Genomic DNA, 291 nt, shown 5'->3' with positions numbered 1-291 from the left:
GCGGCCTGTAGCCCGGAGAGGTAGACGAAGAGGTCGGCCTCGTGAAGCTCGGCGGTCCTCGCCCCAGACAGCTCGAGACCGTGAGGGTCGGCGCCGGCTGGCGTCAGGTTGGAGACCTGTGCGTGCTCGCCGGCCACGCGCTCGGCGACGAACTCGATAGCGGAGAAGGAGACCATGACCTTGAGGCCATCGTCGCCGTCATCTTCGTTGTCGCCCTGTGTCGAACAACCAGCGGCGAGAAGGGCGAGAGTCACGGCCGTGCCGAGTGCGCTCGCCCTCCAGCGTTGCGTC

General features: G+C 67.7%; 1 protein-coding gene. It reads right to left on the bottom strand.

What is annotated here, in order from left to right; translation table 11 throughout:
• Nucleotides 1–176, bottom strand: a 176-nt coding sequence (locus ELR45_RS42455) for a metal ABC transporter solute-binding protein, Zn/Mn family (RefSeq protein ID WP_420813803.1), incomplete at its 3' end; no start/stop codon positions are given.
• Nucleotides 177–291 lie beyond the last annotated feature (115 nt).

The organism is Phytoactinopolyspora endophytica (assembly GCF_004138495.1).
GTDB lineage: Bacteria > Actinomycetota > Actinomycetes > Jiangellales > Jiangellaceae > Phytoactinopolyspora > Phytoactinopolyspora endophytica.
Note: the sequence above shows the minus strand (reverse complement) of the source record. Positions and strands in the feature narration are given on the sequence as shown.